We start from the raw sequence: 25,201 nt of genomic DNA, 5'->3' as shown, positions 1-25,201 counted from the left end.
GTCGGCGCCTACTCCGCGCTGTCGTCGACGAGATCTCCCACGCCCTCGCCCGGCTCCTGGTCCCCCTCGCCAGCTGATCCTCCGCCGGCCGCACCGGACCGCAGCACCCGCGAGTACGCCTCGAGATAGCCCATCGCCCGCTCTGTCCGGGGATAACATCGCACCAGCTGCCAGAACTCCGGCGGATGCCCGCCCGGAACCACCAGGTGCGCCAGCTCGTGCACCACCACGTAGTCGAGGACGTACGACGGCACGTCCCGCAGCGACTCACTGATCCGGATCTCCCGCGAACCGGGCGAGCACGACGCCCAGCGCGTGCTCATGGCCGGCACCCACCGCACCGACGCCGGCACCGCCCGCCCGTCCAGCCACTTCTTCGACAGCTCCCCCGCACGCTCCATCAGTTCGGCGTCCGAGGACCGCGTCCCGCGTCGGCGACCCGACCGGGCCAACTTGACCAGCATCTGCGCGATGAGACGATGCTCCTCCGACCTGGGCAGACCTGCGGGCATGAGCACCACGACCGTCTCCCCCTCGACCCGCGCCGACACCGTGCGCTTGCGGCGCTTCGACCGACGCACGTCGATCCGCGGATCGTCGGGGCTCGTGGGCAGTCCGGTGTGGTCAGCGGGCGTGGGCGGCACGGCGACCACCGTAGACGACCTCTCCGACAGCACGAATCCACAGGCCGGACAGGGACCGCGCGCCTGTGGATAACCTGGTCTCTCCGAGGCGTTCCGCGGGCGGCCTCGTGCCACGATGGCCGCATGAGCTCTCCGCCTGCGCCCTCGACAGTGGCAACCCCCGTCCGGGCGCGCCTGCGGCCCGGGACCGTCGTGGTGGTCCGCGACCCCGGGTCGGTGCAGGTCGGCCTGGCGCCCGACCGCGCGGTGGTCGTGCGCGCCCCTGCCCGCCTGGGGGCGCGCGGGTTGGCCGCGGTGCTCACCGGGTTGAAGGGTGGCGGCACCATCGAGTCGGCGGCCGCCCGCGTCGGGGTCGACGACGACGAGACGGCCGAGGTCGCCCGGATCCTCCTACGTCTGGCGGACCTCGGCCACGTTCGGCTCCACCGCGCCGGCCGGCGGGCCTCCCGCGACAACCCCGCAGCGCCAGACGGCCCGATCCCGTCCGGCGAGGGGCCCAGACCCGCGCCGGTACGGCGAGTGCATATCCAGGGAGCGGGTCAGATCTCTGAGATCCTCCGCGGACCGCTGTCGGTGAACGGCTGCCGGGTCACCACCGGCGCCAGCCCGGGTCTGACCCTCGACGCCGACCGGCCACCGTGGCTTCGCCGCGGCCCCGCCCCCGACCTGGTGATCCTCACCGACACCGTCGCCGTGGACCCGGTCGTGACCGCTGTACTCAACCGGTCCGGGCAGACGCACCTGCACGCGTACTGCCGCGACGGACGGGTGGTGGTGGGCCCGACGGTGGTACCCGGGGCCAGCCCCTGTCTGCGGTGCACCGACCTGTTCCGGGCGCGGCAAGACCCGCGGTGGCCGTTCGTCGCCGCCCAGCTCGTCGACCACGCCTCCGAGGCCGGGGTCCCGGCGCTCACCGCGGCCGCCGCACTGGTGCTGGCCGAGGTGTCGGCGACCCGCCAGCCCGACGCGCCGCTCCAGACGGTCGGCGCCACCGTCGAGATCAATCCCGCGGAAGGTCTGTGGAAACGTCGGGAATGGCCGGTTGACCGGGGCTGCGACTGTGGGGCGACGACGCAGGCGCGTCCTCTGTCATGATTGTGTCGTGTCAGAACTTCCCCGCACCTCATCCCGACGTGCAGCAAGACTCGCGGGGCTGCCGCTGGGCATCGCCGGCCGCGCCGCAAGTTCCCTGGGCCGCCGCGCTCTGGGCCGCGGCGAGGGCGACCTGACCGAGGAACTCGCCGATCAGGCCGCCGAGCAGGTCTTCGCGGTCCTGGGCGAGCTCAAGGGCGGCGCCATGAAGGTGGGGCAGGCACTGAGCGTGTTCGAGGCCGGCATGCCCGACAGGTACGCCGAGCCGTTCCGGGAGGCGCTCACCAAACTTCAGGCCGAGGCACCGCCGCTTCCCGCGGACGAGGTCGAGAAGGTCCTGGACGCCCAGCTGGGCCTGAAGTGGCGCGACCGCTTCACGGAGTTCGACGGCGAGGCCGCGGCTGCCGCGTCGATCGGCCAGGTGCACCGCGCCGTCTGGTCCGACGGCCGCGAGGTGGCCGTCAAGGTCCAGTACCCGGGCGCCGACGAGGCGCTGCGATCCGACCTGCGGCAGCTGCGCCGCCTCGCCCCACTGCTCCGGCCGCTCAATCCCGGTACCGACGTCAAGGGCGTGATCGACGAGCTGTACGACAGCGCGGTCTCCGAACTCGACTACCGCCACGAGGCCGACACGCAACGCGTCTTCGCCACCGTGTTCGCCGACGACCCGCAGATCCGCGTCCCCTCGGTGCTGGCGTCCTCCCCCAAGGTCCTGGTGACCGAATGGGCTGACGGCCGTGCGCTGAGCAAGATCTCCGTGGCGGGTTCGCAGGAGCAGCGCGACCGGGCCGCGGCACTGCTCGCGGAGTTCCAGTTCAGCTCCCCGGCCCGGGTCGGATTGATGCACGGCGACCCACACCCCGGGAACTTCCTGCTCGACGACGACGGCCGGATGGTCGTGCTGGACTTCGGCGCGTCCATCCCGCTGCCCGAGGGGTTCCCTCCGGCCCTGACCTCGATGATGCGGCTCGCTCTCCAGAACCGGAGCGACGACCTGGTCGCGTTGATGACCCGGGCCGGCTACGTGGGCCGCGGGGGGCTCGAACCGGAGGACGCGATGGCGTTCCTCGGCCCGTTCATCGAGCCGATGCGCGAGCCGACGTTCCACTTCGATCGCGCCTGGATGCAGGGCATCCTCGCGGTGTACGGCGACGTCTCGGGACGGGAGTTCCGCACGTCGCGCTCATTCACCCTGCCGCGCGAGTATGTGCTGATCCACCGGGTCCTGTCGGCATCAGTGGGCATGCTGTGCCAGCTGCAGGCGACCGCCCCGTACCAGCAGATCGTGCGGCGCTGGATGCCGGAGATCTTCGCCGACGAGGACTGAGGCGGGTCTCTGACCAGCCCCGGCCCGTGGTGACAGCGATCGCCGCCGCGTCAGCCCTCGCGGATCAGTCGCAGCACATCGTCGCCGTACTCGCCCAGCTTGTGGGCCCCGATCCCGCCGATCCGGCCGAGAGCCCGGGTGTCGGCCGGCCTGTCGCGCGCGATCTGCACCAGGGTGTCATTGGTGAAGACCGTGTAGGCGGGCTTGCCGATCCGCTCCGCGGTGTCCTTGCGCCAGTCCCGCAACCGCTCGAACAAGCCGGTGTCCACCTCCACGGCGCAGTCCGGGCACAGACCCAGCGCCCGATGCATGGGCCCGGTGAGCTTCTCCCCACAGGTCCGGCACCGGCCCTTGTCCGAGGAGTCCGAGCTGCGTCTGGGCGCCGCCGGGACCCCTGCCGGGCGGACCGGGTCGAGGAAGCGACTCGGTCGCCGGGTCGCCCTGCCTCCCGCGCGTCGGCTACGGCTCCACGACAGCGACAGGTGCTCCCGGGCCCGCGTGATTCCCACGTACAGGAGCCGGCGTTCCTCCTCGATGGCATCCGGCCCGGCGTTGATCGCGTGGCTGATGGGCAGACTGCCCTCGTGGACCCCGATGAGGAACACCGCGTCCCACTCCAGGCCCTTGGCCGCGTGGAACGATGCCAGCGTGACCCCTCGCTCGTCGGGGGCGTGACGTGCGGCGGCCCGCTCGCGGAGCCCGGCGACCACCGGCAGCACGCCGGGCCGGGACTCGGCGGTGGCGATCTCCTCGGCCAGCCCGACCAGAGCGGTCAGGGCGTTCCAGGTCTCGCGGGCCTGGGCACCGGACGGCTCGGCGGCGGTCAACCCGAGGGGTTCCAGTGCCTGCCTGATGGCCGCCACCACCTCGGTGGGGTCCGTGAGCCGGGCGCCCGCCTGCACGGTCGCCTCGTCGGAACCGTCGACCATCCGGTCGATCGTCGACATGGCCCGTCGGATCACAGGCCGCTCGAAAAAGCCCTCCCCGCCCTTGAGCCGGTAACCGATTCCGGCCTGCTCGAGCGCGGCCTCGATCCGTTCGGACTGGGCGTTGACCCGGTACAACACCGCGATCTCCGACGGGTCCAGGCCGCCGTGGACGAGGTCCGCGACCGCGCCAGCCACGGCCTCCGCCTCCGAATCCTCGTCGGCGTACTCGTTCAGCTGCGGCTCGGGGCCCGGTGGCCGCATACCCGTCAGCGTCAGCCCGGCAGTGCGGAAACGTCCGGCACCGGCGCCGATCACGACGTTCGCCAGGTCCACGACCTGCGGAGTCGACCGGTAGTCCGACTCCAGCCGGACCACGGTGGCGCCCGGGTACCGGTCGGCGAAGCCCAGCAGAAAGTCCGGCTCGGCCCCGGCGAACGAGTAGATGGTCTGGTTGACGTCCCCCACCACCGTGAGATCGTCGCGTTTGCCGAGCCATGCGCTCAGCAGGCGCTGCTGGGCAGGGGTGACGTCCTGGAACTCGTCCACGACGAAGCAGCGGTAGCGATCGCGGAACTCCTCCGCGATCGCCGGGACGTCCTCCACCAGATCCGCCATGTGCCCGAGGAGATCGTCGAAGTCCAGCATCCGCACCGGGCCCGAGACCTTGAGATCCTCGTACGCCCGGAACGCGCGCGCGACCTCGGGAGCGGGGACCGGCAGGTCACGCCCCAGCGCTAGCGCCTGCTCGGCGTAGGTGCCCGGGGTGAGCAGGCTCGACTTGGCCCAGCCGATCTCCGTGAGCACGTCTCGGATGGTCTCTGTGCTCGGATCCAGGCCCACCCTGCGCACCGCCTGGGCCACGGCCCGGAACTGCCCGTCCAGCAGCTGCCACGGCTCCTCCCCGTACACCTGGGGCCAGAAGTACGACAGGTTCCGCAATGCCGCCGAGTGGAAGGTCCGCGCCTGGACGGGCCCGGTTCCCGCGTCCGCGATGCCGAGCCCGGCGAGCCTCATCCGGAGCTCCCCGGCCGCGCGAGCCGTGAACGTCACCGCCAGGACCTGGTCGCCCCGCACGTGACCCGTGTTGACCAGGTGCGCGATACGCCGGGTGATGGTCCGGGTCTTACCCGTGCCGGCGCCGGCGAGGATGCAGACCGGTCCGCGCGGCGCGAGCACCGCGTGACGCTGCTGGGGATCGAGGCCCTCGAGCACGGATCCGGCGCCACCCGGGCGTGACCCGGCCCGCCCGGCGTCACCGTGCGGGCCGGGCTGCTGCCCTACCCGCTGCCCGGCCAGCTCCCTGTCGGCCCCGCCTCCCCCACCTGCCCGCTGCATGTCACTCACGCCCCCATCGTGGCATCCCCGTCCGACATCACGCCCCCGGCCTCCCCCGGGGATGATTCGCCGGGGCGCGGGCGTTGGATCCGCACATGAGCGAAGTGACGACACCCGAGACCACCGGACCGTTGACCCTGTTCACCACCACGTGGTGCCCCTTCTGCACGCGGTTGAAGAAGCTGCTGGACGAGAAGGAGATCGGCTACGCGGAGATCGACGTGGAGTCCGACGCCGAGGCCGCCGCGTTCGTCGAGAGCGTCAACGACGGAAACCGGGTCGTACCGACCGCCCTGTACTCGGACGGCACCACCGCCACCAACCCCCCGGCCTCGCAGGTGCGGGCCAAGCTCGCCGAGCTCGCCGGAGCCTGATCGAGGAGCGGTCAGGCGCCGCCGTCGCGATCGACCGCCGCGACCCAGGAGCGCAGCATCACGTGCGCGATGGAGACCGGCGGCGCCACCATCAACTGCCCGTGGCCGTCCAGCGCCGCGCGCACCTCATCCACGTCGAACCACCTGGCCTCGCTGATCTCCTCGTCCTCGAGGGCGATCGGCGCAGCCGGGTCCGCCAGGGCCTGGAAGCCCACCATGAGCGAGCGCGGGAACGGCCACGGCTGGCTGCCGAGGTAGCGGGCCCTGTCCACCGCCACGCCCACCTCTTCGGCGACCTCGCGGCGCACGCAGCCCTCGAGTGACTCGCCCGCCTCGACGAACCCGGCGACGTGCGAGTACATCCCGGCCGGCCAGATCGGTTGCCGCGCGAGCAGGACCTGCCGGCCCCCGTCGTGGACGAGACAGATCACGGCTGGGTCGGTCCTCGGGTATTCGGGGCCGCCGTGGAAGGCGTCTTCGATCGCCCACCCCGCGTCGACCCGCTTCGGATGGTGCTGAGGTTCGCGCCCGCGGACGTTGTCGCGGTGCCAGCCGAGGACCGCGACGGCCTGTGAGGCCAGCGATCCGTGCCCCTCGATCAGGTCGGCTCCGCATCGACGGAGGTTCGTCACCGCCGGGTCGTCGGGCAGGTCCTCGGCGTTGACCGCCCAGATGTGGCGTCCCTCATCGGTGGAGCCGAGAAAGACCGCATCGTCGGGAAGCGCCTCGGCGAACAGCATCGCCGGTTCGAGCAGGATGCGTTGCCGGCCCTCTCCGGCGGGTTCGACCGCGAACCGGTTGCGCTGGTCGATGCGCATCACCCGCGCGTCAACCCAGCCGCCGGCCAGCGCTTCGGCGTTCTGTCGGAGGTTCGCGGCCCGTTCGGGAGCGGCCACGGACAGCACCGGGTCGGAGTCGAGCATGAAGTCCAGTGGCATCGCAGATGAGTCCTTATCACGGGTCGAGGGGCTGCGACGAGCCTAGTCCGCGACCGGCGTCAGCCGGAGACCATCCGGATGTAGAGCAGCCTGTCCCCGGACTCCAGCGCGTCGGCCTCCGGCTCGTTGACCTTGATGAGCTGCCCCTTGCGCACGACCCCCAGGACGAGCTCGGCCAGATGTCGCGGTGAGCCGCCGATCTCCGCCTCCTCGACGCGGCGTTCCGCGATGGAGAAGCCCTCGTCGGGGGTCAGCAGGTCCTCCATCATCCCCACGACGGTCGGGGTGATGGTGGCCAGGCCCAGGAGTCGTCCGGCGGTCTCGGCGGAGACCACCACGGAGTCCGCGCCGGACTGTTTGAGCAGGTGCTTGTTGTCGGATTCGCGGACGGTCGCGACGATCTTGGCGTTCGGTGCGAGCTCGCGGGCGGTGAGGGTGACCAGCACCGCGGTGTCGTCCGTGTTGGTGGCCACCACGACGGCCGCCGCCCGGCTGACACCAGCGAGTTTGAGGATGTCCGATCGGGTCGCCGAGCCCTGGACGGTGACGAGCCCGCGGGCGGCCGCGGCCTTGAGCGCCTGGGGGTCGGTGTCGACGACGACGATGTCCTCCGGCGAGATCTCATCGGCGAGCATGGCGGCCACAGATGAACGGCCCTTGGTGCCGTAGCCGACGACGACGGTGTGATTGCGCACGAGACTCCTCCAGCGCTGGATCTTGAATGCCTGTCGGGATTGTTCGGTGAGCACGGACAGTGTCGTACCGACGAGCAGGATGAGGAAGACCAGGCGCAGCGGGGTGATGATCACCGTGTTGATGAGCCGCGCCTGCTGGGTGATCGGGGTGATGTCACCGTAGCCGGTGGTGGACAGGGAGACCGTCGCGTAATAGATCGAGTCGATGACCGTGAGGTGGCCGTCGGCTCCCCCGCCGCCGTCGTACCCGTCACGATCGAGGTAGACGACCACGGCCGCCAACAGCAGTGCGAGAACGGCGATGAGGATCCGCTTGCCGATGAGCCGCCAAGGGCTTTCCGTGTTCTCGGGGATGCTCACCACACCGACAAGGATGTGGTCAGGACTCTCATCAATCGGGTCGTTGTCACGGAACCGCGACGCGAGACCGCGCTTCCTCACCATCGGCTACTCCGTTTCCACGACGGTCTCTTTCCGAGACGCCTCACTCTAGACGGACAATCGTTTCCTATGGCTCGCCCCCGGACAATAACCGGGTCGGCCCCGTCGCGAAGCGGCACCGCACGTCGACCTCCGGAGAGCCGGCCCCCGCCCTATCGCTGCCCCACCCCCGGCGCGCGGCGCGGACCGTCGGACAGCAACCGCAGGAGTTCGTCGGCGCCCGGCAGGTCGGCGGGCTCGATGGTCCGGCCCGGCCGCACATAGTGGAACGCGGCGCGCACTTTCTCCAGAGGCACCTCGCGCCCCTGCCTCCCGGAGAGGATCTGCGCCCACGCGAACCGATAGACCGCCAGCTGCAGGGCGATGGCGGGCATGTCGGCCTCAGCGGGGACCCGCCCGGTCTTCCAGTCCACGACGACCCACCCGTCACCGTCGGCGAACACCGCGTCCATCCGACCCCGCAGCAGGTGTTCACCGAGACCGACCTCGAACGGCACCTCCACCACGTGCGGCGTCTTCCGGGCCCATCGCGATCTCTCGAAGGCCTCCTGGAGTGCGGTGAAGTCCGCCTCGGACAGCCCGTCGTCGGCCCCCTGGTCGCCCGCCCCGGGCAGGTCGTCGACGTCGAGCAGATGGGTGGCACCGAACCGGTGCTCGAGCCAGGCGTGGAAGCGGGTCCCCCGGCGTGCGAAGCGGTCGGGTCGGAACGGCACGGGTCGGCGTAGGCGGTCGGCGAACGCCTCGGGGTTCGCCGCCATGGCGACGACCTCCCCCGCGGTGAGGCGCCGGGGCAGGATCACCTGGTCGCGCATTTCGGCGGCGCGCCGGGCGTCGGCCAACAGCGGCGCGGCCTCGAGGTGCCAGCGGCGCGCCGGCCCGGCGTCGGGCGGGTCCTGTGATTCCGGGTCCACCGGCGCCGCGGCGTCGACTGCCCGGGCCGTGGCCAGGAGGTTCGGAGCCACCTCCCGGGGCCAGGTCGCCTCGATCCTCCGCGAGGTGGCGGGGTTGGTGGGGCTGGGGGCGACGACGACGTGGTCGATCACACCCACCGGCCGGTCACCGCGACACGCCCCCAGAGCCTCGTCGAGGAACTCCGACGGCCCGCGGGGCGCGGCTGCTGCGCCGACCCAGTGCGACCCGGACAGCAGGAGTGTCTGCTCGGCCCGGGTGACCGCCACGTAGTACAGACGCCGGTCCTCATCGAGCGAACGCCGCCTGACGCGGTCGATGTGGCCGCCCAGCGCGGTCTCCAGGAGCTTGCGGTCGGTGACGTCGTCGAGTCGTGGCACCGGGACCCCGCCCGGGTTCTCCTCCGATTCCCTGTCCCCGCGAAGCTGTTCGGGAAGCTGCGTCGCGGTCCGGAGCGACGTCTCGGGCGCCTGGCCGGAGGGGAAGATCCCGGTGGACAGGTGGGGCACCCCGACGATCTCCCACTCGAGCCCCTTGGCCGAGTGGACGGTGAGGATCTGAACGCGTCCGGGAGCCGCCACCACCTCGCCGCGGGCGAGCCCTCCGTCGACACTGCGAGCGAGATCGAGGTACGCGAGGAACGCGTCGAGGCCTGTTCCGCTCTCGGGCCGGAATCCGGCCGCGATCTCCTGCAGTTGGTCGAGCTGTTCTCTGGCGTCTCCTCCACCCGTCCGCTGACGCAACCGCACCTCGGCGTCGAGACCGAGGGCCTTCTCGGCTGCGGCGGCGAGTCGGGCCGGTGGTGCGGACGCGCGCGAGCGTAGCGCGGAGACGATCCCGGCGAGTTCGTCGATGCGGGCGGCGCCCGCAGCGCTGTAGTCCTTCTCCGGGCCCGGGTCTGCCAGGGCATCGGCCAGTCCGGCGGTGTCGATCTCCTCGCCGCGCGCGATGTCGTCGAGGATCTCCTCGAGCGCGCGCAGGTCCGTCACGACACCTGTCGCAGGCGCGGAACGGCGCAGGGACAGAAGCGAGGCGCGGCGCGCGAGGGCCGCGAGGTCGGTGGCGCCGAGGGCGAACCTGGATCCGCTAAGCAGTCGCAGCAGCGCGGCCCCGGCTCCGGGCCGCGCGACCACGGTGAGAAGTGCCACCACATCCGCGACCTCGGGGATGTCGAGCAGTCCGCCCACGCCCACCACCTCGGCGGGGATGTCGCGGTCCTCGAGGGCGTCGGCGATCGCGGCCGAGTCGCCGTTGCGCCGCACCAGCACAGCCGCGGTGGGTACCCGCCCGGCGTCGACCGCGGCCCGGTAGCGCGCCGCGATCTGGTCGGCGAGCCACGCGCGTTCGTCGTCGACGGTGTCGTGTACCGCCACCAGCAGGTCGGCCGGCTCGGCGCCCGGCCTGGCTTTGAGCTCCGGCACGGGGATCGAGCCGGGGCGTCCGCGTAGCGGTTCGGTGATCCGGTTCGCCAACTCGAGGACCTCAGGCGGGTTCCGCCACGAGGTGGTCAGCTCCCGCAGGTGCGACCCGCTGCCGTCGGGCAGGGGGAAATCCTCGCGGAACCTGTCGAGATTGGAAGCCGACGCGCCCCGCCATCCGTAGATGGACTGCATGGGGTCACCGACGGCCGTCACCGCCGGCACCGGATCCGCCCCCTCCCCGAAGAGCGAGGACAGCAGGACTCTCTGGGAGTGCCCGGTGTCCTGGTACTCGTCCAGCAGCACGACCCGGAACGCCCGCCGCTCGGCGAGTCCCACCTCCGGATGGTCCCGCGCGACGGTGGCGGCCAACGCCATCTGTGAGGCGTGGTCCAGCGCCGACTCCGAGCGCATGCGCGCCGCGACGGCATCCACGAGGTCGGCGAGCTCGTCGCGGTGGCCCTGCACGTCGGCGCAGCCACTCAGCCAGGCCGTCGGGGTGTCCTTCTGCCGCGGCCCGGGCGGGAGCGTGGCGATGAGGGTCGTGACCAGGTCCGGGTGGGCGCGCAGATCGTCGGTCGTCACCAGGTGGTCGGACAGCTGGCCCGCGAGGGCGAGCACATCACGGGTGATCTTCGCCGAGCCGGAGCCGGTGGTCAGCGGGCTCTCCCACCGCGAGACCACGTCATGGGCCAGCTGGAACGCGGCCGTCGGGGTGAGCAGCCGGGAGTCCGGCTCGACCGGCACCAGCAGTCCGTAGGAACCGAGGAGCGTCCCGGCGAAGGCGTGATAAGTCGAGATCTGCGGGTCCTCGGTACGAATGGCCTCGGCGATCGCCGGATCCGCTCCGGGCCCCGCGCACAGCTGGCTCCTCGCGAGCGCCTCGAGGCGTCGACGAATCCGCCTCGACAACTGTTGCGCCGCCTTGCGGGTGAAGGTCAGGCCCAGGATCTCCCCGGGTCTGGCGTAACCGTTGGCCACGAGCCACACCACCCGGGCGGCCATGGTCTCGGTCTTGCCGGCTCCGGCTCCCGCGAGTACCAGCGTGGGCTCGGTGGGGCCGGCGATCACCTCGGCCTGTTCCGGCGTCGGCCGGTGGATGCCGAGGGCGTCGGCGATCGCGGCGGGGCTGATGCGGGCGCTCATCCGGTGACCTGCTCTCCCTGGGGTAGCGCGGGGCAGCTCGATTTCACGTCGCAGTGGTCACACCATGAGCCGACCCGGGCGGTGTACTCCGGCCCGACGGTGGAACGTCCGGCTTCGACGACCCGCTCGTCCAGGGCGGCGGCGGACTCGGGGCCCAGCGGGTCCTGGACCCGGTCGGTGGGCAGCTTGTCCTCACGCCCGGCGAGGTACAGCAGGAGCCCCCCGCCCGGTTCGCGATCGCCGGCGGAGGCGACCGCGCCGCGCGCGACGGCGAGTTGGTAGAGCGCCAACTGCGGATGGGCTGCCGCCTCGGCCTTGGTGACAGCGCTTCGGCCGGTCTTGATGTCGACCGGGACGACCTGTCCCGCCTCGGTTGCCTCGAGTCTGTCGATCCGTCCACGGACCCGGACGTCACCGGGAACGTCGAACTGGAACGGCTCCTCCACCCCGGCGGTCGTGTACTCGCCGCGGGTGGCGCCACGCCAGCGGCGGAACGTCTCGGCCATCTGGGCCATCTCCTCGGCTCCGCGTTCCGCGAACCAGCCGCGTGCGAGCGTGAGTGCCTCCGCCCGTCGCCGCACCACCGCACGGATGGCGTCCTCGGGGACCCCGCCCTCGACGGCCTGGGTGAGGGCGTGGACGGCGGAGCCGCGCACGAGCGCCGCCGCGGAGCCCGAGTCGGTGGAGTCGCCCTTGATCTTCTGCAGGAACCAGCGCAACGGGCACTCCTCGAGCGTTCCGAAGCCTGAGGGGGACAGCACCGCGAGGGACTCACCCTCCGCGGCCGGGAACGCCGGGGTGCTGGTGGAGGACTCGGCGGCGCCGAACCAGGCCCCCGGGTCTGCCTCGGCCACCCCCGCATCCCGCAGGCCCGCGAGCAGTCCCGCGGCATGCGTGGCGTCGGCGGGATCGGTGGCCGGGTCGAGCAGGGCCGCCCTGAGGTCGACCACCAGGTGCGGGAGGGTGAACACCGTCGGTGCGTGCCGGGCGGGGCCCGGCAGCGGCCCGAGTTGGCCGGACGGGTGCCCCGCGGTGGCCAGGTCGGCGATCTCGTCGACGAACCGGGACGGCGCCACGTCCCCCTCGTCCGGAGATTCCACGGCGGTCACCAGGAGGTGGTCGCGGGCGCGCGAGCACGCCACGTAGAACAACCGGCGTTCCTCGGCCGACCTCGCGGCCGAGGAGGACACCGCACGCTCGGCCTCCGAGGGCAGGGGCCCGCCGCCCGCGAGCTCGGTGAGGTCCACCAACTCGTCGACCCCGAGCAGGCCGGAGCGACGGCGGGGGGCGGGCCACACCCCGTCCTGGACGCCGCACACCGCGACCGACCGCCACTGCCTGCCGACGGCGGCGTGGGCCGACAGGATGCTGACCGCACCGGCCCGGCCCCGGGTGTCGGCGCGGCGGGGCGCGGGCAGATCGGCGCCCGAGACGATGTCGCAGAAGAGCAGGACGGAACCGCCGGGCACCCGATCGACGAAGTCCGCTGCGTGATCGAACAGCGACACGACCGCGTCGAGCGAGCGGTCCGCGGACCGGGACCACGCGTCGGCGGCGAGCGCCTGGCGGACGAGGCGGCGTTCCAGACGTGCCGACGACCAGGCCTCCCAGAGCACCTCCTCCGCGCTTCCGCCCGCGCGCAGCCGCTCGGTCACCGCGGCGCGTGCGTGCCGGATCCGCGTGATCGGCGCGAGTTCCACCACGGTCAGTCCCGGGGGTGTCTCGTCCCCGTCCGCGAGAACCAGCCGCCGCAGCGTCGTGGCGCTCGGCTCCGCCCCGCCGATGCCCGAACGACGGATCCCGCGCCGCAGGCGCCGCATCGCCACGGCATCCGCCCGGCCGATCGGTCCCGCGAGCAGGGTGAGGATCCGCTCCTCGTCGGTGAACTCGTCCCCCTCCGCGACCGAGCGCAGGAGCAGCAGCAGCGCCGCGACCACCGGGTCGTGCGCGGGCGGGAGCTCGGCCCCCGCGTCCACGACCGGCACCCCGGCGGCGTCCAGGGAGGCGAGCAGCGCATCGGCCACCCGCGGCAGGGAGCGGGTCACGACCGCCATCTCCGAGTAGTCCACCCCGTCCAGGACGTGCCGACGACGCAGGAAGTCCGCGACCAGTGCGGCCTCCGCCGCCGCCGACCCCGCGACCGCGACCTGCACGGCCCCGCCCCGCCCGGCCGCTCCGGACGAACCGACGGCCCTGCCAGGCCCGACCCCGTGCTCCCGCGGCCGGTGCCGGGCCGAGCCGGGGAGCCGGGAGGCGACCCGCGCGGCGACCGCGGCCACCTCGGGCTGCATCCGATGCCCGACGGCGAGATCGACCGCGTGGCCGCCCTGGTCGATCACGGCCCGGGCCAGGCCGCCGTCCGCGCCGCGGAAGCGGAAGACCGACTGGTCCCCGTCCTCGGCCACCACCAGCACGTCCGCCCCACCGCCGATGGTTGCCACGAACTCGGCGGCCAGCGGATCGAGGTGGTGCGCGTCGTCGACCGCCACGAGGCGGCGGGAACGGAACAGATCACGCAGGTCCGGGTCCGCGGTCAGGGCGTCCAGCGCGGCACCCACCAGTTCGGCGGCGTTGAGCGCTTCAGGCACGTCGGACTCGCCCCCGCGCACGCCGGAGCGCAGCGCCATCTGTTCCTCGTGCCGACGGAAGAACCCGGCCGCGGCGACCCACGTGGGCCGGCCCGCGCTCCTGCCCAGCCGGGCCAGCTCACGCGGCCCGATCCCGCGCTCCAGCGAGCGCAGCAGCAGGTCGCGGAGTTCGCGCGCGAACCCGACCGTGGACAGCGCCGGGCGGATCTGTTCGGGCCAGTGCGGCGCACCGTCCGCCAGCTCCCCGAGCAGGGTCTCGCGGATCACCGCGTCGTGCTCCGCGCCCGTGCGCAGCCGCGGCGGCGGGGCGTCCACCCGCGCCGCGGCCAGGCGCACGACCGCGTGGGCGAGCGAGTGCACCGTGCGAACCGGGGTGTCCGTTCCCACGACGAGCCCCGGCGGCAGCCCGCGGGTGGTCTCGTCGAGCAGGTCGGACGCCGCACGCGCGGAACCGGCGAGGACGAGCACGCCGTCCAACCCCACGCCTGCGAGGACCGCCTCACGCAGCATGTCGACGATCAGCGAGGTCTTGCCGCTCCCCGGCCCGCCGCGCACGACCCAACGCTCCTGCCGCCCCCTCGGAACCGACCAGTCGCGGCCGACGAGCTCCGCCACCTCCGCTGGCCACGAGCGCTCTCCGCCCACGGCAGGACTCGACCGGTCGAGGGCGCCGGGCGCGTCAGAAGCAGTGGGCGCGTCAGGGGCGGTGGAGGCGGTCTCTGTCACGGCTCGATGAGACCACACGCCTACGACATCCCCCTCGCCCCACGTCCGTGACCCCCGACCCCTGCCCCGCGGTCCCGGCCCCGCCGCGCACGACGGCGGGTCAGCGCAGCGTGTCCTCGAGCATGACCGGGCGGCAGGCGGTGCGCGCGACCACGGTCATGACGGCCAGCACGGCCGTGAGGAATCCGAGTCCCGCGGCGAGGCCGGGGCCGTCGAGCAACATCCCGAACACGATCGGGCCCAGGCACGCGGCGGTGTAGCCGACGCCCTGGGAGAAGCCGGACAGCGCCGCCGAGCCGGCCTGGGTACGGGTGCGCAGGTTGATGAGCGTCAGGCACAGCGGGAAGGTGCTGGGGCCCACGCCGAGCAGGCAGATCCACAGCCACGGCGCGACGCCGGGCGCCCAGAGCAGGCCGGCGAAGCCGGCCAGGTAGGCCACGACGGAGACGACGACGACGGCGTACGGATCCTCGAAGCGACCCGCCACCCAGGGCACGACCAACGCGGCTACGAGGCCGATGGCCGAGTACACGGCCAGCGCGAGACCCCCCTCGGCACGCGACATCCCGATGGATTCGGCCACCGCGGGAAGCCAGGTGAAGAACGCGTACGTGCTCAACGAGTTGGTGCCGAAGAACAGAGCCAGGGCCACGCCGACCGGCGAGCGCCACGGACGGATCCGCTGCGGCTGCCCGGTGGAGCCGGCGGCGGACGCCGTAGGACCGCCGGTGGGCGTTCCGGGCCGCAGGATCTCGATCATCCAGGGGATCGCGGCGACGACGGCGAGGACCGCCCACCACCCGATCGAGACCCGCCAACCGGCGGCCTCCTCCACCGGCACCGCCACGAGTGCGGGCACGACGGTCCCGAGCTGCAGGCCGGTGATGTAGGCCATGCTCACGGCGGCCACGTGCCGCGGGAAGTACTTCTTGACCAGGGGCGGGGCCACCACGTTGCCGATCCCCATGCCGGCCAGGGCGATGATCGACCCGGCGCCCATCACCCAGGGATCGTGGGCGACCGCACGCACCAGCTGACCGATGGCGGCCGCGGCCATGGCGAGAACGGTCATGGCCTCGAGGCCCATGCGACGGAGGGCCACCGGGGTGAGCACACCCCAGACCGCGAACATCGCGGTGGGGATCATCCCGAGCAGGCCCATGCCAGCGGCGCCGAGACCGATCTCGGCGTCGATCACCCCGAGAAGCGGGCTCAGGGAGGTGACGGCGGTGCGGAGGTTGAGTGAGACGAGGACGACCCCGACCAGGGCCACGACCGGGACGGCCACCGCGCGGGACCGACTGTTCGCTCGACGCGGATCAGTGGGCATCAGGCGGCGTCACCGACGAACTCGCCGACCTGACGGGCCATCGCCTGCAGGCCGTCCATGGCCGCCGGTCGCGAGCCCGGGTGCAGCGCGTGCACCGCCAGCCGGAACACCGCCGCCCGCAGCACCATCTGCGGCCACTCCTCGAGGTGACCCCACCGCAGGAGCACGCCGGAGTCGACGGTCCCCCATGACAGGTGGTCCACCGCGACGAGCGCGGCGGACCACGAGGCGGGCCGGGCGTACGGCACGACGTCGGTCAGTGCGGGCTCCGCGGAGGCGTCGAACAGCAGCCCGCGGGCGAGGTCCCCGTGCACCAGCCCGGGGGTGGCCACCTCGACGGGTCGGCGGTGCCGGATGAGCCCCTTGGCCCCGAGCAGGGCGGCCGCACGATGAGTGGCGAACGGTGTGCCGCGGTCCTCCATGCCGGGGGCGAGATCCCGCTCCGGGTCGCCGTCCCACGCCGCGGCCTCGGCGAAACCGAACAAGTCGGTCTCGACCCACGGCCTGGTCGACGGACGACGCACCATCCGGGGGCGTTCGACCTCGCTCAGCGCGGCGTTGATGCGGACCGACCACGCGATGGTCTCATCGGCCCGGGCCTCCGGACGACCGGAGACCGCCCGGTCCGCGCGCCACCCGCTGACGACGTGCCGCCCGTCGGTCGAGCGCACCGGCAGCGCCACGCGCAGGCCGGTCACCTCGAGGTTCTCGCGAACACGGGCCGCCCAGTTGGCCAGCGCGGTGTCCGCGACCGGACGCAACACCACCGGTCCGCCCGGCGCCGAGACGAGCCAGCCGGTCCCCGATCCGGCCACGACGGGGACGGCGCTGCCGTCCGTCGCACCGAATGCGCCCCGTACGTGCGCGGGCAGGCTCTCGTCGTTCACGTCGACCACGGTACCCACCTCCTCCGTCAATACCCGGGCAGGGACGGGTCGACGTCGCGCGTCCACGCGTCGATACCGCCCTCGAGGGACCGGACCCCCGCGAACCCCGCGGCCGCCAGCGTGGCCGCGGCGCGCGCGGACCGCATCCCCGACTTGCAGTAGATGACCAGCGGTCCCTGCGCGGCGGCCCGGCCGAGCACCCCGGTCGGGTCGACCGCGTCCTCGGCCACCGTGTCGAGCGGCACCCACACCGAGGGGTCGATCCGCGCGATCGAGCGTTCGCCGGCCCCCCGCACGTCGACCAGGACCGGGGCCACCGCTCCGGGTCGGCCGCCCAGCTCGGACCCGAGGTCGACGGCCGTCACGGTCGGGACCTCGGCGAGCTCCGACGACCGCACCTCACACGAGGCGTCAGCGGAGCCGTCGGGCAGCTCGGTCACCGGCTCCCGCGAGGGATCCGGCCGGATCGTCACCGTGCGGTTGGTGGCCTCGAGCAGGTCCAGCAGCACCAGGCGGCCCAGCAGCGGGCGACCGGCGCCGGTGATGAGTTTGACGGCCTCCATCGCCATCATCGACCCCACCGTCCCGGGCAGCGCACCGATGACCCCGGCCTCCGCACAACTGGGTACCGAGCCGGGCGGCGGCGGCGAGGGGTAGAGATCACGCAGCGACACCGGTGCGGCGGGCGCCGGCGGACGCGACCAGAACACCGCCAGCTGCGCGCGGAAGCGATCGATGGTCCCCCAGATCAACGGGATCCCCGCGATCTCGCAGGCATCCGAGACGAGGTACCGGGTCGCGAAGTTGTCGCTGCCGTCCACGACCAGGTGGTGGCCCTCCAGCAGCGCCATGATGTTCAACGCGTCGAGACGGGTGTGCAGGGCATCGACGCGGACCCCGGGCGCCAGCCCGGCCAGCCGCTCCCGGGCCGACTCGACCTTGGGCTGCCCCACGGCCGCCACGGAGTGGATCACCTGCCGGTGGAGGTTGCCGAGATCGACCTCGTCGTCGTCGACCACCGTGATCCTCCCGACGCCCGCGGCGGCGAGGTACAACAGCACCGGAGCGCCCAGGCCTCCCGCACCAACCACGAACACCGAGGCGCCGCGCAGGCGGCGCTGCCCCTCGTCACCGATCGCGCCCAACAGCAGGTGGCGCGAGTACAGCGCCCGCTCGTCCGCGCTGAGCTCGGCGACCGGCTCCACCAACGGCGGCAGCCCCTGCTCAGCGGCTTCGCCCGTGATCCCACTTGCGGCATTCATCGCTCCACCTCTGCTCGTCCGGTCCGGTACTGAAGCCTGCCACGATCGACATCACGCGGCCGGGGCTCCATCCGGGAAGGGCCAGGCGTTGTAGCGGCAGGTGTCGTCGTTGTCCGGCACCACGCCCTCCGGATCCAGACGGTGGATCTCGCCGTTGTTCACACCGAACGTCTGCTGCATCATCACCGGCGCCAGGGCGCCGTCCGCCGGGCACGGCTCGTGCGCCGGGAACCCGATCGCGTGCCCGACCTCGTGGTTGACCAGGTACTGCCGATACGAACCGATGTCGCCCTGGAAGGAACGTGCGCCCCGCACCCAGCGGGCGAGGTTGAGGTACACGCGACCGGTGGTCGAGTTGTAGCAGCTGGACTCGAGCTCGATGTCGTACCCGCAGCTCTCGCGGACCGTCATGGGGCTGGCGAGTGTGACCCGGAACGACGGCTCGGCGTCCGAGACCCGCTGGAACGCCACCGCCCCGTCCGCCGTCCAGCTCTTGGGGTTGGCCAGGGTGGCGTCGACCATCCGCGCCACCGAGTCGTCGCCGCCGAACTCCACGGTGTCGATGCCGTTCTCGACCTCGACCGTGTAGGAGAACAGCTCCGCGGTGGGGCGCCCCACCACGTCGGTTCCGCCCGGCATGATCCGGAACTCGCCGGTGCCGGCGTCGACGAACGGGCCCCCCTCGGGAAGGTCGCCGCTCGGCGGGATCTCGCCGGGCAGGGGCACGCCGATGATCTCGGTGCTCTCCTCGGTCGCGGCCGGGGTCCCGTCGTCCGACGGGCGCGAGGACACCACGGCGTCGGCGATCACGAGCGCGGTGAGCACCACCAGGACCGGGATGGCGTAGGCGCGCCAGCCCCAGGTGGACAGGAACCGCCCCAGCGCGGACTGGCGGCGCAGGTGGTCCCGGGAGCCCGGAACGGAACGACGGCGACCCGGGGTGGACTCCTCCGGATCCCAGGGCGCACGCAGCGGCTCCCCGTGCGGCGGGTAGTACGGCGCACGGTCGGTTCCGCGCGCCCCGGGATCAGAGATCCCCTCACCCGTACCCGGGCGACGCCCGTCGCTCATCCGTTCACCCCTCGCGTCCCGTTCGATTCAAGGCCTCCACGATCCCACACGCCCGACGACCGCCTCATCCGGCACACTGCCGATGCGGGTATTGTCCGTCTGGCCCGGACGCCTGTCGACTTCCGACCGGGCGGAGTAGGAGCCACCAGATGACCAGCCCGGACGGACCGTTTCCCACGGGAACGGCGCGCGCCAGGGCGGCCCGGCTCCCCCGCAGCGCCCGCCGACGCCAGCTCATCGACACCGCTGGCGTGGTGTTCGTGGACCAGGGTTTCCACGCCGCCGGGATGGACGACATCGCGGTCCTGGCCGGGGTCTCCAAGCCGGTTCTCTACCAGCACTTCGACTCCAAACGGGACCTGTATCTCGAGGTCCTGCGACATCATGTCGACCAGTTGCTCGCCAGGATCCGCGCGGCGCTCGACTCGACCTCCGACAACCGCCGCCGCGTCGAGGCGGCGGTCGACACGTTCTTCGCCTATGCCGACACCGACACCCGCGGATTCCGGCTCGTGTTCGCCTCCGAACCGGGCGACGAGACCGTGCGCCGGGAACTGGACCGGGCCACCGAGGGCTGCACCGACGCCGTCCACGACCTCGTGCGGGGAGACTCCGGTCTCGACGCGCACCGCTCGCGGCTGCTGGCAGTGGGCCTGGTCGGCGCGAGCCGCGTCAGCGCAGGGCACTGGCTGGACGCCGGGCGGCCCATCCCCCGCGCGGATGCGGTGGCCATGACCGTCGCCCTCTGCTGGGGCGGGTTGTCCAAGATCCCGCGGCAGAACGGCGAACGCCCGGGCCCCTGAGGGCCCGGGCGAACCGCACACCGGAGGTACCGGCGTCGCTCACGCCGACGCTCCCCGTCCCGTCAGGACAGGAAGCCCACGGGACGCCTGGCCGACTCGCCGATCTCGACGTACGCCACGCGATCGGTGGACACCAGGTAGCGGCGACCCTTCTCGTCCTCGAGCTCGAGGACGGCCTTGGCCTCGGCGGTGAGGGCGGCCTCGACGCGGCTATGCACGTCCTCGGGCGTCATCCCGGTCTTGAACACGAGCTCACGATTGCTGTCGGCGATGCCGATCTTGACCTCCACGGTGCCTGCCCTTCTCATCGTCGGCGCATGCCACGCCGTCCTCGGTGATACTCGCGGTCAAGGCTAGCCCGATCCCGGGGTTCGGCGGCGGGACGGGATAGGATGTGTGGACGTGGATCACACCCGGGTCCGGGCCGTACAGGCGCCCGCGACCGTCTGATCCCCGTGGAAATGTGCGCGCCCCGCTCGCGAGGCCGACCTGTTCGGCCCGACTCACTCCAAGCGCGCGAGACGAGAAAGGCACCGCCCTGTCCACCACAGATGTCACCACCACCGAGGTCGACGGCATGGCCACGACGACCGCCGTCGTCGACGCCCCGTCCACCGACTCCTCCCCCAGCTTCGCCGAGCTCGGCGTCCGGGAGGAAATCGTCACCGCGCTCGGCGAGCGCGGGATCACACACACCTTCGCCATCCAGGAACTCACCCTCCCGCTGGCGCTCGGGGGCTCCGATCTCATCGGTCAGGCCCGCACCGGCATGGGCAAGACCTACGGCTTCGGCGTCCCGCTCCTGCACCGCATCTCCACCGGTGAGGTCACCCGCCCACTCGACGGGACGCCCCGCGCGCTGGTGATCGTCCCCACCCGCGAGCTGTGCATCCAGGTCACGCAGGACCTCAAGATCGCCGCCACCGGCCTGACCGCCCCCACCGACTCGGGCACCCGCCCGCTCAAGGTGCTCTCGATCTACGGCGGCACCCCGTACGAGCAGCAGATCGAGGCCCTGGACAAGGGCGTCGACGTGGTGGTGGGAACCCCCGGCCGCCTGCTCGACCTGGCCAACCAGTCCAAGCTCGTCCTGGGCAAGGTCGAGGTCCTGGTGCTCGACGAGGCCGACGAGATGCTCGACCTCGGCTTCCTGCCGGACATCGAGAAGATCCTGCGCTCGGTGCCCGAGAAGCGTCAGACCATGCTGTTCTCCGCCACCATGCCGGGGCCGATCATCACGCTGGCCCGCACGTTCCTCACCAAGCCCACGCACATCCGGGCCGAGGCGGCGGACTCGGGCGCCACGCACGAGAACACCACGCAGCACGTGTACCGCGCCCACTCGATGGACAAGCCCGAGGTGGTTGCCCGCATCCTGCAGGCCGACGGCCGCGGCGCCACCATGATCTTCTGCCGCACCAAGCGCACCGCCCAGAAGCTCGCCGACGATCTGGCGGAGCGCGGTTTCAAGGTCGGCGCCATCCACGGCGATCTCGGCCAGGGCGCCCGCGAGAAGTCGCTCAAGGCGTTCCGCTCGGGTGACGTGGACGTGCTCGTGGCCACCGACGTCGCGGCCCGCGGCATTGACGTGGATGACGTCACGCACGTCATCAACTACCAGTGCCCGGAGGACGAGAAGACCTACGTCCACCGGATCGGCCGGACCGGTCGCGCCGGCCGCAAGGGCGTCGCGATCACCCTCGTCGACTGGGACGACCTGCCCCGCTGGGGCCTGATCGACAAGGCGCTCGGGCTGGACTTCGGCGAGCCCGCCGAGACCTACTCCACCTCGGCGCACCTGCGCGCCGACCTCGGCATCCCGGAGAGCGCGGGTGGCCGCATCGGCGCGCCGACGGGCACCGGCTCCGGCCGTCGCCGCGACGACCAGAACCAGCGTGGCACCGCCGGCGGCGACGCGGGCGGCGACTCCGGGTCGCGGCCGCGCCGCCGGCGTACCCGGGGAGGGCCCTCCGGCGAGAACGGCCGCCAGGGCCGGACCCGGGACCACGACTCCGCCCCCGCCGGCGACTCGGGGGCGGGGCCCGACTCATCGGACCCCGCCGCCTCGTCCGGTGAGGTAAGCTCCCCGCGGCGGCGTCGGCGGCGTCGTCGTCCCTCCTCCGGCGGTCAGGGTGGCGCCGGCGACCAGGCGAGCCAGGGCTGAGCTCCGCACCACCCCCGGGGTCGGGATCGGACCGCGCTGACGCGGACGGCCCCGACGCCCCGGACGATCCCACCCCCGCGGCGCGACGCCGCGTCCCCTCCGAGAGGCGGACTCGGCGTGACCTCGTCACCGCGGGGACCATCGCGCTCGTCATGGCGGTGACCGCCGGCCTCATCCTGGTCAACGGCTCGGCGGCCCGGTCCGAATTCGCCCCCGCCGACACCGAGCAACCCGTTTACGGTCCGGCCACCGCGATCCCGTCCACCCTCGAGCCGCTCTGGTCCCACGGCTCCGCGGGCACGGGCGCCCCGCTCACCACCAAGGGCAACCTCGTCACCGTCAGCCCCGACGGCACCCTCGTGGGCCGCGACGCCGGCTCGGGCGAGCAGCGCTGGTCCTACTCACACGTCGGCCATTTCTGCGCGGCCACCTTCTACTCTGACGTGCTCGTCGCGGCCTTCGACGGGGCGGCCGGCTGCAGCGACGTCACCTCACTGGACCCGACAACCCAACACTACGCCGGCACCCGCCAGAGCGCCTTCCCGGACACCATGGAGCTGACCAGCACCTGGCGACACGCGCTCGCGATGAGCCCCGAACGCCTGGAGATCTGGCGTGACGACCTGGTCCGCACGATCGAGTACGGGGCCGTGGACGCGCCGCAGGAGGCGGGCATGCAGCCCCGTAGCGGATGCACTCTCGGCTCGGCCGCCCTCACCGACCAACGCTTCGTCGTGGCGGAGCGCTGCCCCGATGACGATTCGGCGCGCCTGACGCTGTCCAAGACAGTGCCGGAGGACAACCGGAAGCCGGAGGACATCGCCTCCGATGTGACCGGGGCGGACGAGCTGTGGGTGCTCGGCACGACCGACGACGGTGCGCTGGGGCTGACACGCCGCGGCGACGACTGGGCGGTCGAATGGTTCACCTCACCGACGGACTACTCCCCCGTGTTGGCCCTCCCCGGCGAGCCGCGGCGTCTGCCCTCCCCGTCCGCGCTGGCGGGCGACGACAAGCAGCTCCGGTGGTTCGACGGCGCCGCCACGCACGCCTTCGACCTCGACACCGGCGCGTACGTGTGGACGGCGCTCGAGACCACGGGGCCCGGTCTGACGGGCGGGTGGTCGCCGGACCCCGGGGATCGCACCGCGCGCGACTGGGTGCTGGTCCCGCGGGCGGGCGGGTTCATGACCGTCGACCACGGCTCCGGGGTGGACATCCGGCGGCTGGACCCCTCGCCCGCCGACGACGGCGGTGACGACGGTGGTGATGACCACGGGGCCGGCGCGGCCCTCCAAAACGACGACGACGACGAGGCCGACATCACCGGCCTGTCACAGATCGGCGACATCCTCTACGAGCGCCGCTCGGGCGAGATCCACGCCTACAAGATGCACGCCTGAGGGCTGCCCACACGGCTCCGGGATCAGGCCGCGTACCACTCGACGGCCTCGCGCCGCAGCAAGGACGCCAGCGCGACCGCACACGACACCGCCAGGACGATGGCACCGGCATACAGGACGAGTCCCACCTCGCCGAAGATCGCCGACCCGGTGGCTCCGAAGACGCTCGACCCCACCGCGACCAGGATCAGCAGCTCGGCGATCAGCACCAGGCCGCGGCCCCAGCGACGACCTGTCAGGAGGCCGATCCCGGCGGCCATGAGACCGCCCCCGAGGATCACGAACCACCCGGCGGTCGCGTAGCCACTGATCACCACGGTCTCCTCGCGGTGGCCGCCGATCGCACGCACGATCAACGCGAGCGCCGTCACCAGCCCGATGAGCCCCTGGGCCGAGGAGATCCAGCCGGCGAGTCGGACCGGGGTCGGGATCGCGGTTCGCGGATCGGCCGGTTGGCCGTGGTTATCAGGTCGCCTGGTGTTCACCACCCAAGACTAAGCCGCCGCGGTTCGGGGAGGTCGTATCGGCCGGGTGGAGTGCGATCCGTAACACCGATTACGTGCTCTGTGGTGCGCTTTCTGAACGATTTGACAAACCGCGTGACCTTTACCACATCGCTGCCGAAGAGGGTTGACTTGTCCGCAAATCGTGGGACGATCATTCGTAACAGCGCAGACACACCGTGTTTGCCTTGCCTTAACCGGGAGCCTCTCCGAAACGGAGTGAGCCCGCGGAGCGGGTACATCCCCACCACCCCGCCGGGTGTCGACATCACGCTCGTCTACCCGTAGATCGTACCGGTCTGCGCGGCGACGACGGTGGTTTCGTGCTGCCCGGCGCATCCGACCACGGTCTCACACAACAAGGAGTTCCCCATGGATTGGCGCCATAAGGCCATCTGCCGCGACGAGGATCCCGAGCTGTTCTTCCCCGTCGGCAATTCCGGTCCCGCCCTCGCCCAGATCGCCGAGGCGAAGATCGTCTGCAACCGCTGCCCCGTGACCGCGGAGTGCCTCGCCTGGGCCCTCGAGTCCGGCCAGGACGCCGGCGTCTGGGGTGGCATGAGCGAGGACGAGCGTCGCGCGCTCAAGCGTCGCCGCGCCCGCACCCGCACCACCGTCTGATCCACAGACACAACCACCGAAGGCCGGTTCTCCTCCTCCGGGAAGGGGAACCGGCCTTCAGTCGTCTCCGGTCACCGGGCCCGCTGACACGCGCACGCGGCCCGGCGGCAGACCACCGACCGGGTCAGTCGATCACGGCGATGAGGTCGCCGGCCTGGATGACATCACCCGGGGCCACGGCCACCTCGGTCACGGTGCCGGAGGTCTCACACAGCACGGGGATCTCCATCTTCATCGACTCGAGAAGGACGATCGTGTCGCCTTCGGACACCTCGGCACCGACGGCCGCGACGACCTCCATGACGCCTGCGACCATCTCGGCACGGACCTGTTCAGCCATAAGATTGCTTCCTCTGCTTCTTCCACGACGGCCCCCGGACAACTCCAATGCAACCACACGGGCCCGGACGTGGGAGACTTGGACGCACAGAACGAAAGGAGCTGACCATGAGCAAGCGTGGCCGCAAGAGGCGGGATCGCCGCAAGAAGAACGCCAACCACGGCAAGCGTCCCAACAGCTGAGTTCGGACTACTGACCGCATGAGGGGCGGGCACGCTCCAGCTCCAGGAGCCGCGCCAGGTGCTCGGTGGCGTA

The 25,201-nt window shown here is 72.2% G+C and carries 21 protein-coding genes; 8 read left to right on the top strand and 13 right to left on the bottom strand.

What is annotated here, in order from left to right:
* Positions 1–8: 8 nt before the first annotated feature.
* Positions 9–644 carry a M48 metallopeptidase family protein gene (locus ACWIE7_RS03110; RefSeq protein ID WP_454068562.1) on the bottom strand — a complete coding sequence of 212 codons (636 nt, stop codon included), beginning with the start codon at positions 642–644 and terminating at the stop codon, positions 9–11.
* 123 nt (positions 645–767) lie between these two features.
* Between ACWIE7_RS03110 and ACWIE7_RS03105 the strand changes: the two genes are divergently transcribed.
* Entirely contained in the window at positions 768–1,739 is a 972-nt protein-coding gene (locus tag ACWIE7_RS03105) for a hypothetical protein (protein WP_454068561.1), read from the top strand.
* Between the two features lie 7 nt (positions 1,740–1,746).
* The gene (locus tag ACWIE7_RS03100; RefSeq protein WP_452099252.1) at positions 1,747–3,063 is read left to right on the top strand and encodes an ABC1 kinase family protein; all 1,317 of its coding nucleotides are present in this window, start codon (positions 1,747–1,749) and stop codon (positions 3,061–3,063) included.
* A 50-nt stretch (positions 3,064–3,113) separates the two neighbouring features.
* Here the strand turns inward: ACWIE7_RS03100 and ACWIE7_RS03095 are convergent, their stop codons facing one another.
* Positions 3,114–5,327 (bottom strand): ATP-dependent DNA helicase UvrD2, encoded by a 2,214-nt coding sequence (locus tag ACWIE7_RS03095; RefSeq protein ID WP_454068606.1) that lies wholly within the window; start codon positions 5,325–5,327, stop codon positions 3,114–3,116.
* Between the two features lie 95 nt (positions 5,328–5,422).
* On the opposite strand from ACWIE7_RS03095, the gene ACWIE7_RS03090 reads away from it, so the two are divergent.
* A complete protein-coding gene (locus ACWIE7_RS03090; RefSeq protein ID WP_230930284.1) occupies positions 5,423–5,701 on the top strand; it encodes a mycoredoxin in 279 nt (92 codons plus the stop codon).
* Positions 5,702–5,712: 11 nt separating this feature from the next.
* Here ACWIE7_RS03090 and nudC read toward each other — a convergent pair whose 3' ends face one another.
* The 8 genes from nudC to ACWIE7_RS03050 form a co-directional block, all read right to left on the bottom strand.
* Complete coding sequence (nudC, locus tag ACWIE7_RS03085) at positions 5,713–6,639, bottom strand: NAD(+) diphosphatase (protein ID WP_454068560.1); 927 nt, start codon at positions 6,637–6,639, stop codon at positions 5,713–5,715.
* A 59-nt stretch (positions 6,640–6,698) separates the two neighbouring features.
* Entirely contained in the window at positions 6,699–7,778 is a 1,080-nt protein-coding gene (locus ACWIE7_RS03080) for a potassium channel family protein (protein ID WP_454068559.1), read from the bottom strand.
* Between the two features lie 149 nt (positions 7,779–7,927).
* A complete protein-coding gene (locus tag ACWIE7_RS03075) occupies positions 7,928–11,248 on the bottom strand; it encodes an ATP-dependent DNA helicase (protein ID WP_454068558.1) in 3,321 nt (1,106 codons plus the stop codon).
* Positions 11,245–14,562 carry a PD-(D/E)XK nuclease family protein gene (locus ACWIE7_RS03070; protein ID WP_454068557.1) on the bottom strand — a complete coding sequence of 1,106 codons (3,318 nt, stop codon included), beginning with the start codon at positions 14,560–14,562 and terminating at the stop codon, positions 11,245–11,247. Before ACWIE7_RS03070 ends, ACWIE7_RS03075 begins: the two co-directional genes overlap by 4 nt.
* Positions 14,563–14,662: 100 nt before the next feature.
* Positions 14,663–15,892, bottom strand: a complete 1,230-nt coding sequence (locus tag ACWIE7_RS03065) for an MFS transporter (protein ID WP_452099247.1) — start codon at positions 15,890–15,892, stop codon at positions 14,663–14,665.
* Complete coding sequence (locus ACWIE7_RS03060; protein ID WP_452099246.1) at positions 15,892–16,779, bottom strand: TIGR02569 family protein; 888 nt, start codon at positions 16,777–16,779, stop codon at positions 15,892–15,894. Before ACWIE7_RS03060 ends, ACWIE7_RS03065 begins: the two co-directional genes overlap by 1 nt.
* 26 nt (positions 16,780–16,805) lie before the next feature.
* Entirely contained in the window at positions 16,806–18,041 is a 1,236-nt protein-coding gene (locus ACWIE7_RS03055; RefSeq protein WP_454068556.1) for a ThiF family adenylyltransferase, read from the bottom strand.
* 51 nt (positions 18,042–18,092) lie between these two features.
* Entirely contained in the window at positions 18,093–19,112 is a 1,020-nt protein-coding gene (locus tag ACWIE7_RS03050; RefSeq protein WP_452099244.1) for a DUF3152 domain-containing protein, read from the bottom strand.
* A 149-nt stretch (positions 19,113–19,261) separates the two neighbouring features.
* Here ACWIE7_RS03050 and ACWIE7_RS03045 point away from each other — a divergent pair, with 149 nt between their 5' ends.
* A complete protein-coding gene (locus ACWIE7_RS03045) occupies positions 19,262–19,915 on the top strand; it encodes a TetR/AcrR family transcriptional regulator (protein WP_344996432.1) in 654 nt (217 codons plus the stop codon).
* Between the two features lie 62 nt (positions 19,916–19,977).
* Here ACWIE7_RS03045 and ACWIE7_RS03040 read toward each other — a convergent pair whose 3' ends face one another.
* Positions 19,978–20,205: a DUF3107 domain-containing protein gene (locus ACWIE7_RS03040; RefSeq protein WP_230930274.1), complete on the bottom strand. Its 228-nt coding sequence runs from the start codon at positions 20,203–20,205 to the stop codon at positions 19,978–19,980.
* Between the two features lie 287 nt (positions 20,206–20,492).
* Between ACWIE7_RS03040 and ACWIE7_RS03035 the strand changes: the two genes are divergently transcribed.
* Both ACWIE7_RS03035 and ACWIE7_RS03030 read left to right on the top strand, forming a co-directional pair.
* Positions 20,493–22,079, top strand: a complete 1,587-nt coding sequence (locus tag ACWIE7_RS03035; protein ID WP_454068555.1) for a DEAD/DEAH box helicase — start codon at positions 20,493–20,495, stop codon at positions 22,077–22,079.
* 152 nt (positions 22,080–22,231) lie between these two features.
* Positions 22,232–23,482: an Rv3212 family protein gene (locus ACWIE7_RS03030; RefSeq protein WP_452099242.1), complete on the top strand. Its 1,251-nt coding sequence runs from the start codon at positions 22,232–22,234 to the stop codon at positions 23,480–23,482.
* Positions 23,483–23,505: 23 nt separating this feature from the next.
* Here ACWIE7_RS03030 and ACWIE7_RS03025 read toward each other — a convergent pair whose 3' ends face one another.
* The gene (locus tag ACWIE7_RS03025) at positions 23,506–23,967 is read right to left on the bottom strand and encodes a hypothetical protein (protein ID WP_454058763.1); all 462 of its coding nucleotides are present in this window, start codon (positions 23,965–23,967) and stop codon (positions 23,506–23,508) included.
* Between the two features lie 390 nt (positions 23,968–24,357).
* Between ACWIE7_RS03025 and ACWIE7_RS03020 the strand changes: the two genes are divergently transcribed.
* Entirely contained in the window at positions 24,358–24,606 is a 249-nt protein-coding gene (locus tag ACWIE7_RS03020; RefSeq protein ID WP_452099240.1) for a WhiB family transcriptional regulator, read from the top strand.
* 124 nt (positions 24,607–24,730) lie between these two features.
* Here ACWIE7_RS03020 and ACWIE7_RS03015 read toward each other — a convergent pair whose 3' ends face one another.
* On the bottom strand, positions 24,731–24,946 hold the full coding sequence (locus tag ACWIE7_RS03015) for a biotin/lipoyl-binding carrier protein (protein WP_230930270.1): 216 nt from the start codon (positions 24,944–24,946) through the stop codon (positions 24,731–24,733).
* Between the two features lie 107 nt (positions 24,947–25,053).
* Here ACWIE7_RS03015 and ACWIE7_RS03010 point away from each other — a divergent pair, with 107 nt between their 5' ends.
* Positions 25,054–25,128, top strand: coding sequence for a 50S ribosomal protein bL37 (locus tag ACWIE7_RS03010; protein WP_370452405.1), 75 nt, complete (start codon positions 25,054–25,056; stop codon positions 25,126–25,128).
* Positions 25,129–25,201 lie beyond the last annotated feature (73 nt).

It is taken from the genome of Dietzia sp. NPDC055343, assembly GCF_053645265.1.
This window is presented reverse-complemented; position numbering and strand designations above follow the sequence as displayed.

Coding starts and splice junctions, on each gene's coding strand:
- ACWIE7_RS03030 (WP_452099242.1), top strand. CDS start 22,232: ATGGCGGTGACCGCCGGCCTCATCCTGGTCAACGGCTCGGCGGCCCGG.
- ACWIE7_RS03015 (WP_230930270.1), bottom strand. CDS start 24,946: ATGGCTGAACAGGTCCGTGCCGAGATGGTCGCAGGCGTCATGGAGGTC.
- ACWIE7_RS03105 (WP_454068561.1), top strand. CDS start 768: ATGAGCTCTCCGCCTGCGCCCTCGACAGTGGCAACCCCCGTCCGGGCG.
- nudC (WP_454068560.1), bottom strand. CDS start 6,639: ATGCCACTGGACTTCATGCTCGACTCCGACCCGGTGCTGTCCGTGGCC.
- ACWIE7_RS03020 (WP_452099240.1), top strand. CDS start 24,358: ATGGATTGGCGCCATAAGGCCATCTGCCGCGACGAGGATCCCGAGCTG.
- ACWIE7_RS03035 (WP_454068555.1), top strand. CDS start 20,493: ATGGCCACGACGACCGCCGTCGTCGACGCCCCGTCCACCGACTCCTCC.
- ACWIE7_RS03090 (WP_230930284.1), top strand. CDS start 5,423: ATGAGCGAAGTGACGACACCCGAGACCACCGGACCGTTGACCCTGTTC.
- ACWIE7_RS03065 (WP_452099247.1), bottom strand. CDS start 15,892: ATGCCCACTGATCCGCGTCGAGCGAACAGTCGGTCCCGCGCGGTGGCC.
- ACWIE7_RS03075 (WP_454068558.1), bottom strand. CDS start 11,248: ATGAGCGCCCGCATCAGCCCCGCCGCGATCGCCGACGCCCTCGGCATC.
- ACWIE7_RS03095 (WP_454068606.1), bottom strand. CDS start 5,327: ATGCAGCGGGCAGGTGGGGGAGGCGGGGCCGACAGGGAGCTGGCCGGG.
- ACWIE7_RS03050 (WP_452099244.1), bottom strand. CDS start 19,112: ATGAGCGACGGGCGTCGCCCGGGTACGGGTGAGGGGATCTCTGATCCC.
- ACWIE7_RS03080 (WP_454068559.1), bottom strand. CDS start 7,778: ATGGTGAGGAAGCGCGGTCTCGCGTCGCGGTTCCGTGACAACGACCCG.
- ACWIE7_RS03055 (WP_454068556.1), bottom strand. CDS start 18,041: ATGAATGCCGCAAGTGGGATCACGGGCGAAGCCGCTGAGCAGGGGCTG.
- ACWIE7_RS03045 (WP_344996432.1), top strand. CDS start 19,262: ATGACCAGCCCGGACGGACCGTTTCCCACGGGAACGGCGCGCGCCAGG.